The 13,876-nt window shown below is 50.5% G+C and carries 13 protein-coding genes and 1 pseudogene; 2 read left to right on the plus strand and 12 right to left on the minus strand.

Features of this window, described 5'->3' with window-relative positions; all coding sequences use genetic code 11:
• Positions 1-289: 289 nt before the first annotated feature.
• The 3 genes from sifA to potA form a co-directional block, all read right to left on the minus strand.
• Positions 290-1,300, minus strand: a complete 1,011-nt coding sequence (gene sifA, locus ACLJRE_RS04920; protein WP_001531091.1) for an SPI-2 type III secretion system effector SifA — start codon at positions 1,298-1,300, stop codon at positions 290-292.
• Positions 1,301-1,628: 328 nt separating this feature from the next.
• Entirely contained in the window at positions 1,629-2,492 is an 864-nt protein-coding gene (potB, locus tag ACLJRE_RS04925) for a spermidine/putrescine ABC transporter permease PotB (protein WP_000799391.1), read from the minus strand.
• The gene (gene potA, locus ACLJRE_RS04930) at positions 2,476-3,612 is read right to left on the minus strand and encodes a spermidine/putrescine ABC transporter ATP-binding protein PotA (protein WP_000531583.1); all 1,137 of its coding nucleotides are present in this window, start codon (positions 3,610-3,612) and stop codon (positions 2,476-2,478) included. Before potA ends, potB begins: the two co-directional genes overlap by 17 nt.
• Before the next feature lie 250 nt (positions 3,613-3,862).
• Between potA and pepT the strand changes: the two genes are divergently transcribed.
• Positions 3,863-5,092 carry a peptidase T gene (pepT, locus tag ACLJRE_RS04935; RefSeq protein ID WP_000359410.1) on the plus strand — a complete coding sequence of 410 codons (1,230 nt, stop codon included), beginning with the start codon at positions 3,863-3,865 and terminating at the stop codon, positions 5,090-5,092.
• Between the two features lie 3 nt (positions 5,093-5,095).
• A pseudogene (locus ACLJRE_RS04940) lies at positions 5,096-5,437 on the plus strand (hypothetical protein); the annotation flags it as partial.
• Between the two features lie 87 nt (positions 5,438-5,524).
• Here the strand turns inward: ACLJRE_RS04940 and ACLJRE_RS04945 are convergent.
• From ACLJRE_RS04945 to rluE, 9 genes are all read right to left on the minus strand, one after another.
• Positions 5,525-6,646, minus strand: coding sequence for a cupin domain-containing protein (locus ACLJRE_RS04945; RefSeq protein ID WP_000456511.1), 1,122 nt, complete (start codon positions 6,644-6,646; stop codon positions 5,525-5,527).
• A gap of 80 nt (positions 6,647-6,726) precedes the next feature.
• On the minus strand, positions 6,727-8,190 hold the full coding sequence (gene phoQ, locus ACLJRE_RS04950; protein WP_001031687.1) for a two-component system sensor histidine kinase PhoQ: 1,464 nt from the start codon (positions 8,188-8,190) through the stop codon (positions 6,727-6,729).
• Positions 8,190-8,861 (minus strand): two-component system response regulator PhoP, encoded by a 672-nt coding sequence (gene phoP, locus ACLJRE_RS04955; RefSeq protein WP_001537766.1) that lies wholly within the window; start codon positions 8,859-8,861, stop codon positions 8,190-8,192. Before phoP ends, phoQ begins: the two co-directional genes overlap by 1 nt.
• A gap of 126 nt (positions 8,862-8,987) precedes the next feature.
• Positions 8,988-10,358 carry an adenylosuccinate lyase gene (gene purB / locus ACLJRE_RS04960; protein ID WP_000423763.1) on the minus strand — a complete coding sequence of 457 codons (1,371 nt, stop codon included), beginning with the start codon at positions 10,356-10,358 and terminating at the stop codon, positions 8,988-8,990.
• A gap of 3 nt (positions 10,359-10,361) precedes the next feature.
• Positions 10,362-11,003: a high frequency lysogenization protein HflD gene (gene hflD / locus ACLJRE_RS04965; protein WP_001519653.1), complete on the minus strand. Its 642-nt coding sequence runs from the start codon at positions 11,001-11,003 to the stop codon at positions 10,362-10,364.
• 86 nt (positions 11,004-11,089) lie between these two features.
• The gene (gene mnmA, locus ACLJRE_RS04970) at positions 11,090-12,196 is read right to left on the minus strand and encodes a tRNA 2-thiouridine(34) synthase MnmA (RefSeq protein ID WP_053299851.1); all 1,107 of its coding nucleotides are present in this window, start codon (positions 12,194-12,196) and stop codon (positions 11,090-11,092) included.
• Between the two features lie 53 nt (positions 12,197-12,249).
• Positions 12,250-12,711, minus strand: coding sequence for an NUDIX hydrolase (locus ACLJRE_RS04975; protein WP_000476064.1), 462 nt, complete (start codon positions 12,709-12,711; stop codon positions 12,250-12,252).
• Between the two features lie 11 nt (positions 12,712-12,722).
• Positions 12,723-13,052: a lysozyme inhibitor LprI family protein gene (locus ACLJRE_RS04980; RefSeq protein ID WP_000825956.1), complete on the minus strand. Its 330-nt coding sequence runs from the start codon at positions 13,050-13,052 to the stop codon at positions 12,723-12,725.
• Positions 13,049-13,714, minus strand: a complete 666-nt coding sequence (rluE, locus tag ACLJRE_RS04985; RefSeq protein ID WP_001249416.1) for a 23S rRNA pseudouridine(2457) synthase RluE — start codon at positions 13,712-13,714, stop codon at positions 13,049-13,051. Before rluE ends, ACLJRE_RS04980 begins: the two co-directional genes overlap by 4 nt.
• Between the last annotated feature and the right edge of the window lie 162 nt (positions 13,715-13,876).

The following is a 13,876-nucleotide window of genomic DNA, read 5'->3' on the forward strand; positions in this document are numbered from 1 at the left end:
ATGGGGTGCTTTTAGAGTATTGAAAATGATCAATTTTTTCTCTTCTCCAAAATCTCTCCAAAACGTCTCGCGGTTATCAGCAGCCAGGAAGAAGCAAGCTGCCGCTTGAAGCCGCGAATTTTACAACAAATTGCCAGACGAGCGGGAAAAAAAGGCCATTTAAATGACTATTCTCATCCGATCCGGTCATATGCGGCATTATTGCGCCAGGCAAGAGGTTACTCTGTAGGCAAACATGGAGTACGTGAGTAAACCCTGAACGTGACGTTTGAGAAAGCGTCGTCTGATTTTATAAAAAACAACATAAACAGCCGCTTTGTTGTTCTGAGCGAACGTGTAGCGTGGTTAACTGTTCTTCCGCCATTTTTTGTATAGCCTGGGGGTCTATTCTAAAAATGGCGTGAAAAACCTGATCAGAGAGGGTTTCGATTATCTCAGCTAACATGCTTAGGCTGGCGCTGGGATCCGTTACAAGGAACGCCTGAAACGTCTTATCCGCCAGTAAAACCTCTTCTACCATTTTTTCAATAGGTATGTGGGTATGCGGTGGTGGTATTTCAATCTGTTTTAAGCCACACATCGTCATTGTTTCTAAAAATGCGTTTTGCTGAGTACTTTCGGATATATTCGCATGCTGTAAAATGCGCGTTGTCTTTTCAATCCCAGACTGAATTTTCGCTGCCAGGTAGGTTACCTTTTCTTGCGTTTTCCACTCATCTAAATTTCCTTTTCTCCATTCAGAATATAAATACCCCTTTATGTTGTCTAATGGAACCGATAATGTCGGCGCGCCAGCAGGATTGAGACATAATGTCGAAGGGAGGGGGTAATCTACGATTTCGCTATATCTTCTATTAATCATGGCCGTCATTTGTGGATGCGGTTTTAAAATATCGGGGCGATCTTTTATTAAAAAATAAGCATTCCCCATGACTTCACAGGTAAAGGCATCGGTATTTTGAGTGATACGTAACAATTCGTTCTCTTCGTTTTGATCCATGATGCGAAGAATAATAGTGTCATCATTTTCATTAGGATTATAAACCTGAAATCTATCTCTTTGTGATGCGCAGGCTAACTCTTTTAACTCAAAAAAAATCTCTGTAAGCCGCTCTCGTGTGGGGGTGCGATCGGCAAACAACATCTCATGTAGACAACTGTCCGCTTTTGCTTTGCCAGTAGAAAAAAAGAAGTCTTTAATTTTTTCCCATAAAACTTTCCACCATGCTTCTTTCGTATTCCTTGGGGAGTTGGTAAGGATTTCACTTTTTAAAAAACCATTCCCTATAGTAATCGGCATATTAATCTCACTTATACTGGAGTAAAAATGACTACATAATTGATTAAATCGGCCCTTTCTATCTCTACTGCGGGCGCATCGGATGTAATATAATTTTTAAAAGAGACTGGCAATCAGTATAAAACCTGAGAGCTTCGCGTATAAACGCATTACTGTCTGTGATAGCGTCGCTACAGGTAAAAATAAAAGAAGGCCTGGCGCGGATGATGCTGTAGATTTGCAATACTGGCGGCAACTGCTTTCATGCGTTTTTTATGCCGGAGGCATGAAGTTTACCCTTGAATAAACTTCATGCCTGAATGCGTATGGATTTGTTAGCGTTGCGCAATTAATCGCTTATATCACTCACCTTCTTATTCAATAAGCGGGAAGCCCGCCAGTAAATCAACAGCATGAGTCCCATCACAATGGTCAGCGTAATGCTGGTAGCCGCGCCAAACGGCCAGTCGCGAATATTCAGGAACTGTACCTTAATGACGTTACCAATCAGCAGGTTTTTCGCGCCACCCATTAAATCGGAGACGTAGAACAGGCCCATTGCCGGTAGCATCACGAGCAGGCAACCGGCGACAATGCCCGGCATGGTTAATGGAATAATGATGCGGATGAACGTTTGCATTTTACTGGCGCCGAGATCGCGTGCGGCCTCCAGTAGTGGTTTGTCGAGCTTCTCAATGCTGGAGTAGAGCGGCATGACCATAAACGGCAGCAAAATGTAAACCAGGCCGATAATAACGGCGCTCGGGGTGAACATGATGCGAATCGGCGTATCAATCACGCCCAGCCACAGCAGGAATTCATTGAGATAACCTTTAGTGCTCAGGAATATTTTCAACCCATAGATGCGGATCAGTGAGTTGGTCCAGAAAGGAACGATCAGCAAAAACAGCAATAACGGACGTATCTTTTCCGGTAACTTCGCCAGAAACCAGGCAAAAGGATAGCCTAGCACCAGGCAGGAGAGGGTGGCGATCAGCGCCATATTCAGAGAGTGCAGGAGCACTTCAAAATAGAGCGGATCGAGCAGGCGTGCGTAGTTATCCAGCGTAAAGACCATCTTAACGAAACTGGCGTCGTCACGGGTCAGAAAGCTGGTGCCAATGATCATCAGGTTGGGCAGAAAAACAAACAACACAAGCCAACCGACGATAGTGACAATCACTACATTCTGGAATTTACTTGTGTTCTTCATCAGCCAGTACGACCTCCCAGCTTTCTACCCAACTAATGGCCATTTTTTGGTCAAGTGAATGGTCGAAGTCAGGATCGTCTTCGTTGAAGAATTCGCTGACCATCACCATTTTGCCATTTTCCAGTTCAACCACCGACTCCAGCGTCATACCTTTATAATTGCGCTCGCGCACGTAGCCGATAAGCCCTTCGATGTGGTTATCATCGTTGATCTCTTCGACGCGTAGATCTTCCGGTCGCAGCAGGACGTTCAGTTTTTGGCCTGGTTCGACAGCGAAATTGACGTATATATTGCACTCCCGACCTTCTACGCTGGCGCGGACGCGCTGTTCATCAAGCCGTTCAATGACGGTTGCGTCAAAGCGGTTAATTTCGCCGATAAAACCGGCGACAAACAGGTTTTTTGGCTCTTCATAGATTTCACGCGGCGTGCCGTCTTGCTCAATCACGCCATTACGCATTACCACGATACGATCGGACATGGTGAGCGCTTCTTCCTGATCGTGAGTGACAAAAACAAACGTGATACCGAGTTTACGCTGTAATGCTTTAAGCTCGTTCTGCATTTGTTTGCGCAATTTATAGTCCAGCGCGGAGAGCGATTCATCCAGTAATAACAGGCGAGGTTTATTCACCACCGCGCGGGCGATAGCCACACGCTGCTGCTGTCCGCCGGAAAGCTGGTGCGGTTTACGTTGTGCAAACTCTTCAAGCTGCACCATACGCAGCGCATCGGTCACGCGGGGCGCAATCTCGGTGGCTGGCGTTTTTTGCATCCGTAAGCCAAACGCGACATTTTCAAACACCGTCATATGCGGAAATAAAGCGTAGCTTTGAAATACGGTGTTCACATAACGATTTTCGGCGGGAACGTGGGTGATATCCTGGTTATCCAACATGATATGCCCGGCATCAACGGTTTCCAGGCCGGCAATCAGGCGAAGAACGGTTGTTTTACCGCAGCCGGAAGGGCCAAGCAGCGTGAGGAATTCGCCATTGTTAATGGTCAAATCCAGTTGTGAAATGACCTCTTTGCCATCGAAACTTTTGCTAATTCCCGACAAAAGCACCAGCGGTGAAAGCGAACGCGGTTGTTTATTCAATTTCTTACTCTGTCCCATGTAAACGCAACGGATGGCTGACCGCTGCGGGGTTTGTGGTTAACCACCTTAATCACTCTTAATGAGGGCGGTCATTCTACGGCAAACCACTGTGATCGCCAATCCTTGTTGCGAATTACTGACTTAGCTTTATAGTCAGAAAGCGTGTCAAAGTGAAATATTCTTGTTTGCAGGGATAAAAGTGACCTGACGCAATATTTGTCTTTTCTTGCTTATTAATAATGTTGTCACGAAAAGTGAGGGTGACTGCATGGATAAACTACTTGAGCGTTTTTTACACTACGTATCGCTGGATACCCAATCAAAGTCGGGTGTTCGGCAGGTTCCCAGCACTGAGGGGCAGTGGAAGTTACTACGTTTGCTCAAACAGCAGCTCGAAGAGATGGGGCTGGTTAACATTACATTAAGCGAAAAAGGGACGTTGATGGCGACGCTCCCGGCCAATGTTGAGGGGGATATTCCCGCCATTGGTTTTATCTCCCATGTGGATACCTCTCCGGATTTCAGCGGTAAAAACGTTAACCCGCAGATTGTTGAGAATTATCGCGGCGGCGATATAGCATTAGGGATTGGCGATGAGGTGTTGTCACCCGTGATGTTCCCGGTACTGCATCAATTACTGGGACAGACGCTGATTACTACCGATGGTAAGACATTGCTGGGCGCGGACGATAAAGCCGGTGTTGCGGAGATCATGACCGCGCTGGCGGTGCTGAAAGGTAATCCTATTCCCCACGGCGACATTAAAGTGGCGTTTACGCCTGACGAAGAGGTAGGGAAAGGCGCGAAGCACTTCGATGTTGAGGCCTTTGGCGCGCAGTGGGCCTATACGGTCGACGGCGGCGGCGTGGGCGAACTGGAGTTTGAAAACTTCAATGCCGCCTCGGTGAATATCAAAATCGTCGGCAATAACGTGCATCCTGGTACGGCGAAAGGCGTCATGGTCAATGCGCTGTCGTTGGCGGCGAGGATTCACGCGGAAGTGCCGGCGGATGAAGCGCCTGAAACCACCGAAGGTTACGAAGGGTTTTATCATCTGGCCAGCATGAAAGGCACCGTTGATCGGGCCGAAATGCACTACATCATTCGCGATTTCGACCGTAAGCAGTTTGAAGCGCGTAAACGCAAAATGATGGAGATTGCCAAAAAAGTCGGTAAGGGACTGCATCCGGACTGCTATATCGAGCTGGTGATAGAAGACAGTTATTACAATATGCGCGAAAAAGTGGTTGAACATCCGCATATTCTCGATATCGCCCAGCAGGCCATGCGCGACTGTCATATTACGCCGGAGATGAAACCGATTCGCGGCGGTACAGACGGGGCGCAACTGTCGTTTATGGGCCTGCCGTGTCCTAATCTCTTTACCGGCGGATATAACTATCATGGTAAACATGAGTTTGTGACGCTGGAGGGGATGGAAAAAGCGGTACAGGTGATTGTACGTATCGCGGAGCTGACGGCGAAGCGCGGCCAGTAGCGAATGTTACGCATTGTGGTGAAGCGTTTTATTATTTATGGCGGGATATTTTCCGCCATAAATTTTTCTGCCTGGAGCGCCGAATATCCGCCTTCCTGGTCCCAGCGCCAGCAACAATCTGCAGCATGTTTTATGACCGGCGATGAAACCTGCATAACGTTTATTGATGATGCGGTGAGGCTGGCCTCGCAGCAATATGGCAAACGCTCAATACAGCTTGTTCGTAGCCTGCTATTACAAAGCGATATTTATCAATGGCTGGGTAAACCGGAGTTAACGCCGCAAATGCTGTTGCGGGCGCGGGCAATAATGAAAACATTTCCGGCGGGCACTTATCCGGGCGATCCGCAATATAACGATTTCGCCAAACCTGGCGGCGATCGTTGTGGATAGTTTGCGTCAGCCCGGCGGTCGCCGGGCATTGCGATGTTCTTATCCTTCGAAGAACCAGTACCCGCTATTCACCAGCGCCGCCAGCATCGCGAGGAAGGACGGGTCTTCCAGCGCATCGCCGAAGTTTTCAGCGGTTAGTGCAATATGATTGGCGAGCGCCTCCAGAGCGGGGCGATGCGGAGAGTCTATTTTTTCGCCATTCGCATAGACCTCATCGCCGATACGCAATACGCGAAGCCCTCCGAGACGTACTAATACCTCGCCTTGCTTTAAAGCATCGTAAATCTCATCAGGCTGATACGGCGGCTCCGGCGGCGCAATATCCAGTTCGTGGCGTGACTGAGAGAGAAACTCGCCAAGCCACTGTTGGAAATGCGCGGGTTCATTGATCAAATCGAGCATCATATTACGCAGTTTATCCATCTCCTGCGGCAGGATATCCGCCGGATGCTTGCGGGACGGCATATCCGGATCGCTGTAGTATGTATTGCCCAACTCCCGTTGCAGGACGTAATCGGCAAAACCGCTGATCAGCTCACGGCTATTGGGCGCGCGAAAACCAACCGAATAGTTCATGGCGTTTTCCAGCGCATAGCCTTCATGCGGGAATCCTGGCGGAATATACAGAATGTCGCCCGGCTCCAGCTCTTCATCAATAATGGCCTCGAACGGATCGACTTGTAACAGGTCGGGATGCGGGCAGTGCTGACGCATTTGCAGCTTTTCGCCCACGCGCCAGCGACGGCGACCAGTTCCCTGGATAATAAACACATCATACTGATCCAGATGCGGGCCAACGCCGCCGCCGGGAACGGAAAAGGAGATCATCAAATCGTCGATACGCCAGTCCGGCAGAGCGCGGAACGGGCGCATCAAGGCGGCGGTTGGTTCATGCCAGTGGTTTACCGCCTGTACCAGCAGCGACCAGTTGCTCTCACCCAGATGATCGTAGCTTTCGAAAGGGCCATGGCTGACCTGCCATTTGCCATCCTGATGGCTAACGAGACGACTGTCGATTTCGCTTTCCATCGCCAGCCCCGCCAGCTCATCCGGCGAGAGCGGATCGATAAAGTTGCTAAACCCACGTTTTAACACCACCGGGCGTTTTTGCCAGTGGCGTTCAAGAAAGTCGGGCCAGTTAAGAGTTAATTGGTATTCCATGTTAAGTATCCGCAGGCTGGTATCTGACACCGATTATAACGGATGCTTAACGAGATGCGTGGAAGAACGCACAGAAATGTTTATTCCTCTTTCTGTGTGGGGTGCTGTCGGCCAAAAACGACCTCCATACGGGCGCCGCCGAGCAGACTGTCGCTGGCAATGATCTGCCCGGCGTATTGTTCCGTAATCTCGCGCGCGACAGCCAGCCCCACGCCTTGTCCTGGTCGTAGGGTATCGGCGCGCTGACCGCGATCAAACACCAGGGATCGTTTGCTGTGGGGAATGCCTGGGCCATCATCTTCGACGAAAATATGCAAATGATCGTCGGTCTGGCGAGCCGAAATCTCGACAAACTCCAGACAATATTTACAAGCGTTGTCCAGTACGTTGCCCATTACTTCGACAAAGTCGTTTTGCTCGCCGACAAAACTGATCTCTGGTGAAATATCCATACTGATATTCACCCCTTTACGCTGATAAACTTTATTTAGCGCGGAGATCAGGTTATCTAACAACGGCGCGACGGGATGCAGTTCGCGGCTTAACAATACGCCGCTACCGCGCATACTGGCGCGATGCAGATAATAGCCGATCTGCTGGGAAATCCGGCTGATCTGTTCCAGCATCACCGGTTCAGCTTTGCTGACGCTCATCTTTTCGTTGCGTAAAGAGCGTAACGTACTCTGCAAAACCGCGAGCGGCGTTTTTAAACTGTGCGTCAGGTCGGTCAGGGTCGTGCGGTATTTGTTATAACGTTCACGCTCGCTTTTGAGCAGTTGATTAAGGTTGCGCACAAGGCTGGTCAGCTCACGCGTCGTCTCCGGATTGAGCATTTCGCGGTGATGATCTTCAAGCTCGCGGACTTCCCGCGCCAGCGCCTCGATAGGGCGTAAGCTCCACCAGGCGGCGATCCACAGTAAAGGAATGACTAACAGTAAATTGGCGGCCAGCACGTATACGAACCAGCTCCACACCATATAGGAGCGTTTTAGTTCTATCGGAATGGTATCGACCACCACGATGGTTAACTGCGGCATCCGCGCCGTGGCAGGATAAATATTTACCGCTACCGAGTGGGTCATCTCGGCATCATCGTCATCTTCACGTACTTCTTTGAGTTTTTCCTGCGCGGAATGGTCCTCGCTCAACAGCGTGCTGGTAGCGTCTACGTTGGTTTCAATTTCATGGAAGCCGTTCGTTTTTAACCATTCTGGTTGAATGCTTTTAATCAGCCAGGGGATGTTGCGCTGCGTCCATAATAATTTGCCCGTTTCATCGTAAATCAGCGTCATGGTCGGGCTTTGCATGTCCAGATTTTCAGGCAGCTCAACGCTGATTTTATTATTTTCCCATTTGGCGAGGGTATAAAACAGGTTGCTTTCGCCGCGCAGTAGACGAAAGGTGGTTTTATCAAAACTTACGCTATAGCCGACCAGCGCCACTATGCCATATGCCAGAGAAAGCACCAGCACGACGCCGGCTGTCGCCAGCAAAAAACGAACCCGCAGCGACAGCGGCAGAAAATGGCGAGCAAATTTATTCATTAGCGCAATTCAAAAAGATATCCTTGTCCGCGTACGGTGGTAATGACATCGTGCGGATACTGGGCCTGTATTTTTTTCCGCAGACGCCCCATGAGAACATCAATGGTATGACTTTCCCGCAGTTCCGCATCCGGATACAGCTGAAGCATCAGCGAATCTTTGCTGACCACTTTACCGTTGTTACGGATAAGCGTTTCCATAATGGTGTATTCGAACGCCGTGAGTTTGATGACCTCTTCATTGACGGATAATTCCCGGCGTGAGAGATCCACCTGGAAAGGCGGGATGTTGATCACCTGGGAGGCCAGACCGCTATTACGGCGCATTAACGCCTGCATACGCGCCATTACCTCTTCGATGTGGAATGGCTTCGTCACGTAGTCATCGGCCCCGGAGCTGAGAACCTCGACTTTATCCTGCCAACCTTCGCGCGCGGTTAACACCAGAACCGGCAGTGAAACATCACTGCTGCGCCAGCGGCGTATTAAGGAAAGGCCGTCTTCATCCGGCAGACCTAAATCGACAATAGCGATATCCGGAAGGTGTTCATTAAGGTAATAATCAGCTTCCCTGGCATCTTCTGCGGCATCGACCTGGTGACCTGAATCCTGGAGCTGAACCTTCAGGTGGTGGCGTAATAATGCATTATCCTCTACAACCAGTACGCGCATCATCTCTTCTCCCTTGTGTTAACAATAAGAACAGTCTAGCGTTGATTATGGTGCTTTGGGGATAAACAGTTAATAAACCAGACAAATAGTCACCCTCTTTCTGAAGAAAAGAGGGTGAGGCACGCATTATTTAAGTTCGTCGACCAGAGTCACAGCGCGACCGATATAATTTGCCGGCGTCATGGCTTTAAGGCGCGTTTTTTCTGCTTCCGGCAGGGCCAGACTATCAATAAACTGTTTCATTCCTTCGGCATCAACACGCTTGCCACGGGTCAACTCTTTCAGTTTTTCATATGGTTTTTCAATACCATAGCGGCGCATGACGGTCTGGATCGGTTCGGCTAATACTTCCCAGTTGTGATCCAGTTCGTCAAGCAGATGATCGCGGTTTACTTCCAGCTTGCTGACGCCCTTCAGGGTGGACTGATAAGCGATAAGCGCATAGCCGATGCCGACACCCAGGTTACGCAGAACGGTTGAGTCGGTCAGATCGCGCTGCCAGCGGGAAACCGGCAGTTTGTTTGCCAGATGGTGCAACACTGCATTAGACAGACCGAGGTTGCCTTCTGAGTTTTCAAAGTCAATGGGGTTAACTTTGTGCGGCATGGTAGAAGAACCGATCTCCCCGGCGATGGTTTTCTGTTTGAAATGGTTCAACGCAATATAGCCCCAGACATCGCGATCGAAATCGATCAGGATGGTGTTAAAGCGCGCGATACAGTCAAACAGTTCCGCAATATAATCATGCGGTTCAATCTGGGTGGTGTAAGGGTTCCACTGGATGCCCAGTGAGGTGACGAACTCTTCGCTGAACTGATGCCAGTCAACTTCCGGATAGGCGGCGATATGCGCGTTATAGTTGCCTACGGCGCCGTTGATTTTACCGAGGATCTCCACCTGGTTGAGCTGGCGGAACTGACGCTCCATACGATACGCCACGTTCGCCATCTCTTTACCCAGAGTGGAAGGCGTTGCCGGCTGGCCGTGGGTGCGGGAGAGCAGAGGAATGTCGCGATACTGCGTGGCGAGATCTTTAACCGCGTTAATCACCTGACGCCAGTAAGGCAGGATCACTTCATCGCGCGCGGTTTTGAGCATTAACGCGTGCGACAGGTTGTTAATGTCCTCAGAAGTGCAGGCAAAGTGGATAAACTCGGAAACGTCATGTAGCGCCGGGATCGCGGCGACTTTTTCTTTCAGAAAATACTCAACCGCTTTCACATCGTGATTCGTGGTGCGCTCAATGGTTTTAATGCGCGCGGCATCTTCTTCATTGAAGTTTGCAACAAGCGTATCCAGGTAACCGTTTGCGTCGGCAGCAAAAGCAGGAACTTCCTTGATCGCTGCGTGCGCGGCTAATTTCTGCAGCCAACGTACTTCGACTTGTACACGAAATTTCAGCAAACCGTATTCGCTAAAAATTCCGCGCAGCGCGCTGACTTTATCGCCGTAGCGTCCATCGACAGGGGAAACGGCGGTCAGTGAGGATAATTCCATAGATCATAACTCCGGGGTTAAATGAGCAAGAATTTGTTTTGCCTGAGTCGTCAGGCGATGACGAGAAAACATAAGCTGTAGGCGACCACCGCCTACCTGATGCCAGAGCACGGCTGCACGGATGCCTGCCAGTAGCGAAGCGCGGACTTTGGCCTGAACCTGCGGACTTTGCAGAACGGCCGGGGAGCCCGTCACCTGAATGCGTGGGCCCAATGGGCTAATCACATCCACGTAGATGCCCGCCATGGCGCTCATTAACGTGTCTGACTGTAAATCAAAATGGTCAAGCTGGCGCTGCAGGCCGTTAATGCGATCGCCTAACGTATTCAACGCGCCTTTGGCGGATGACAGCTTGCGCTCCAGCACCATCAGGCTAAGCGTATAACGCGTCAGTTCGGCGTTAAGTCCTTGTCGGCTGCTGGCATTCAGCACGCCGAGCAGTGTTTCCAGACCAAGACGCAGGTTAGCTTCGCTGCCGCCGAACACGCCCAGAGTAGAACTGGGATTCATATCAATGACACTGTTGAGTGAAACGTGCAACGCGTCGGCATCACAGTGCCCCTGGTGCGCCAGTTGTTGCACCAGGCGTGCCGACTGGCAAATGCCAGACAGCGCGAGGGTGATGTCATAATAATTCTTTGCCACAATCACTGCTTCCTTGTATCAAATAAAATACACTTCATCTTTTAAGCCGCTTTGAGGCGACTTGAATGATGTTGTGTATTGAATAATCAGACCGTCAGCGGCAGTCGCTGCTCGATAATGCCGCCGCCCAGGCAGACTTCGCCGCTGTAAAAGACAGCGGACTGGCCCGGCGTAACGGCGGCAACCGGCTCGTCAAAAATGACCTCGATACGATCGTCATCCAGCGCGTTAATCGTGCACGGAATATCGGTCTGGCGGTAGCGGGTTTTTACCGTACAGCGCAGGGTGCCGGTGAACGGTTCGCGATCGACCCAATGTAGCTGCTGGGCGATGAGGCCTACCGACATCAGGCGTGGGTGCTCATGCCCCTGGGCGACAATTAACACATTGTTTTCAACGTCTTTATCCACCACATACCAGGGGGCTTCGCTACCGTCTTTGGTGCCGCCGATTCCCAGCCCTTTACGCTGACCGAGCGTATGATACATCAGACCCTGATGCTCGCCGATTTCATCGCCGTCAACGGTAATAATTTTCCCCGGCTGCGCAGGCAGATAGCGCCCTAAAAAGTCGCGGAACTTGCGCTCGCCGATAAAGCAGATACCGGTAGAATCTTTTTTCTTGGCGGTTACCAGCCCCAGATCTTCGGCGATTTTACGCACCTGCGGTTTTTCCAGCTCGCCAACCGGGAACAGACTTTGCGCAATCTGCTCATGGCCAAGCGTATAGAGGAAGTAGCTCTGATCTTTGTTGCCATCGAGCCCGCGCAACAACCGGCTTTTGCCGTTTACATCCGCGCGGCGAACGTAGTGACCGGTGGCGATATAGTCGGCGCCTAAATCTTCTGCGGCAAATTCAAGGAAGGCTTTAAATTTGATCTCTTTATTGCACAGAATATCCGGGTTCGGCGTACGGCCCGCTTTGTACTCTTCAAGGAACAGTTCAAAGACGTTATCCCAATATTCTGCGGCAAAATTGACGGTATGCAGTTCAATGCCAAGCTTGTCGCACACGGCCTGCGCGTCAGCCAGATCGGCTGCCGCGGTACAGTATTCCTCACCATCGTCCTCTTCCCAGTTCTTCATGAACAGGCCTTCTACCTGATAACCCTGTTGTTGCAACAGCCAGGCGGAAACGGAGGAATCGACACCGCCGGACATGCCGACGATCACTTTTTTTGGGCTTTCTGACATTGGAATACTCGCGACATTGAACTTCAAGGCGGCGTATTCTATCACGCAGCCCTTTACTTGACACCCTCTGTAAACGGCCAGTTAAATTCGCCCACTATGGATAAGGGGTAACGTTGTCCCGTTTGATAACTGCGAATGCTTTCAGCCACCAGCGGAGAACGTAAATTCGGCGCGTTCAGAATCTCGTCGGCGCTCACCCAACGGCAGCAATCGATGTCATTGTCATGGGGGGCGGTCGCGCAAATATGATCAAGCTTGATGGCGAATAAAAAGCGCAGGAACGGGGTTTTATCCGGCGCAATCCACTGATGCATACGGATAAAATACTGTGGTTGTGCCGTGATGCCAGTCTCTTCCCACAGTTCTCGCGCGGCGGCCTGCGCCAGCGTTTCATCTGCCTCCAGGTGTCCGGCAGGTTGATTCCATAACGATTTACCGTTGATGGTCTCTTCCACCACCAGAAATTTATCTTCGGCATGTACGATGCAGGCAACGGTCACGTGCGGCTTGAACATAGGCATCCTTATTACAGCGGTTTATCAATGTGGTCATAGATCGCGTCAAGCTGTTTCAGACGCTCGTTATAAGCTTTTGTCAGGCAGGTGACGTCGGCCTTGCACTGCTGACGCTGTTTAAGCCAGCTCTGCTGGGCGTCCTGCAGGGCGCCGCGACTGCCCATCGCGAACAACCCTTTCAGAAACTGATATTTGGTGTGCATTTCCACGTCTTTATCATTCAGCGTCAGGTGCGCGCAGATAGCCTTTTCATCCGCAGCCTGCGCTTTCTGGCAGTCGAAGCTGGCCGCATTGACGGATAACGGTGTTAATAAAGCAAAAGCAATGAGAAGCCGTTTCATCTGTCTTTCTCCTGTGCGATCTCGCGCCACTGTCCATTATCGAGGCCGCTGAGCGTGTAGTCGCCCATGCTGTAACGAATTAATCGTAGAGTGGGATGACCGACATGCGCAGTCATGCGTCTTACCTGGCGGTTGCGGCCTTCATATAAGGTGACTTTTAGCCAACTGGTGGGAATATTCTTCCGTTCGCGAATCGGCGGGGTGCGCGGCCACAGCCAGTCAGGTTCCGCGACAATCTCAATACCGGCGGGCAGGGTAGGGCCATCGTTGAGCGTGACGCCAGTACGAAGCGCCTGTAGCGCTTCATTATCCGGGATGCCTTCTACCTGAACATAGTAAATCTTGCCGGTGCGCTTGCCCGGTTGCGTGAGGCGCGCCTGCAGCGCGCCGTCATTAGTCAGCACCAAAAGCCCTTCGCTGTCGCGGTCCAGGCGGCCTGCGGCATAAACGCCTTGCACAGGAATAAAATCTTTTAACGTGCGGCGACCTGCTTCATCCGTGAACTGCGGCAACACATCGTAAGGTTTATTGAACAAAACCACGCGTTTTGGCTGGTTTTCTTTCCGTGATTTAGATGCTTGTCGTGAGCTGAATCGCTTAACGTAGTGATTTCTAAAAGAAGTTTTTTGCATGGTGTTTTCAGAACTTATTAATTGCCGCATTATAGCGCAATAATGAGTGTCTTTCATGGCGGCAAACAATAGGGTAGTATTGACATGCTCATTACAAAACATTAACAAAAAATTGCTCTAACGCAGTCGTGCAGCAGGACGCCATTGCACATGCAGCGCGATGACAGACGAGCAAACCAGAAGCGCTCGAAG

The sequence above is a fragment of the Salmonella sp. SAL04157 genome (assembly GCF_046551635.1).
GTDB lineage: Bacteria > Pseudomonadota > Gammaproteobacteria > Enterobacterales > Enterobacteriaceae > Salmonella > Salmonella enterica.

Bases quoted from the DNA above. Each gene is read 5' to 3' on its own strand.
- ACLJRE_RS04945 (WP_000456511.1), bottom strand. From the start codon at position 6,646: ATGGAATACCAATTAACTCTTAACTGGCCCGACTTTCTTGAACGCCAC.
- pepT (WP_000359410.1), top strand. From the start codon at position 3,863: ATGGATAAACTACTTGAGCGTTTTTTACACTACGTATCGCTGGATACC.
- phoQ (WP_001031687.1), bottom strand. From the start codon at position 8,190: ATGAATAAATTTGCTCGCCATTTTCTGCCGCTGTCGCTGCGGGTTCGT.
- potA (WP_000531583.1), bottom strand. From the start codon at position 3,612: ATGGGACAGAGTAAGAAATTGAATAAACAACCGCGTTCGCTTTCACCG.
- ACLJRE_RS04980 (WP_000825956.1), bottom strand. From the start codon at position 13,052: ATGAAACGGCTTCTCATTGCTTTTGCTTTATTAACACCGTTATCCGTC.
- phoP (WP_001537766.1), bottom strand. From the start codon at position 8,861: ATGCGCGTACTGGTTGTAGAGGATAATGCATTATTACGCCACCACCTG.
- ACLJRE_RS04975 (WP_000476064.1), bottom strand. From the start codon at position 12,711: ATGTTCAAGCCGCACGTGACCGTTGCCTGCATCGTACATGCCGAAGAT.
- purB (WP_000423763.1), bottom strand. From the start codon at position 10,358: ATGGAATTATCCTCACTGACCGCCGTTTCCCCTGTCGATGGACGCTAC.
- potB (WP_000799391.1), bottom strand. From the start codon at position 2,492: ATGAAGAACACAAGTAAATTCCAGAATGTAGTGATTGTCACTATCGTC.
- rluE (WP_001249416.1), bottom strand. From the start codon at position 13,714: ATGCGGCAATTAATAAGTTCTGAAAACACCATGCAAAAAACTTCTTTT.
- sifA (WP_001531091.1), bottom strand. From the start codon at position 1,300: ATGCCGATTACTATAGGGAATGGTTTTTTAAAAAGTGAAATCCTTACC.
- mnmA (WP_053299851.1), bottom strand. From the start codon at position 12,196: ATGTCAGAAAGCCCAAAAAAAGTGATCGTCGGCATGTCCGGCGGTGTC.